This is a genomic window from Schauerella aestuarii (genome assembly GCF_009866805.1).
In the GTDB taxonomy this organism is placed as follows: domain Bacteria; phylum Pseudomonadota; class Gammaproteobacteria; order Burkholderiales; family Burkholderiaceae_B; genus Schauerella; species Schauerella aestuarii.
The window spans coordinates 1-212 of the sequence record NZ_SIZW01000002.1 but is presented as its reverse complement, the minus strand read 5'-3'; the positions used below and the strand labels follow the sequence as shown (position 1 = coordinate 212).

Annotated in this window: 1 protein-coding gene; it reads right to left on the bottom strand. The window is 62.3% G+C overall.

All coding sequences use genetic code 11. From position 1 onward, the window contains the following. Positions 1–212: VCBS domain-containing protein (locus tag EYW45_RS00010; RefSeq protein WP_202444501.1), on the bottom strand; the 212-nt coding region annotated here is incomplete at both ends.

The window sequence follows — 212 nt, the reverse complement described above, 5'->3', positions numbered from 1 at the left end:
GAGGCCGTCAACACGCTGTCCTCGGTGACGGTGCCCGAGCCTTGACCTGCGATGACAGCTGCGTCATTCGTCCCGATCACGGTGACTGTGACTTGCGAAACCGTCCCGTCAGCAGACGTGACCGTGAACACTTCTTGACGTTGCTCGCCTTGCGCCAGCGCCTGGACGTTGGTGGCAGCGTTGTTCAGCGTGTAGGTCCATGCGCCGTCGGT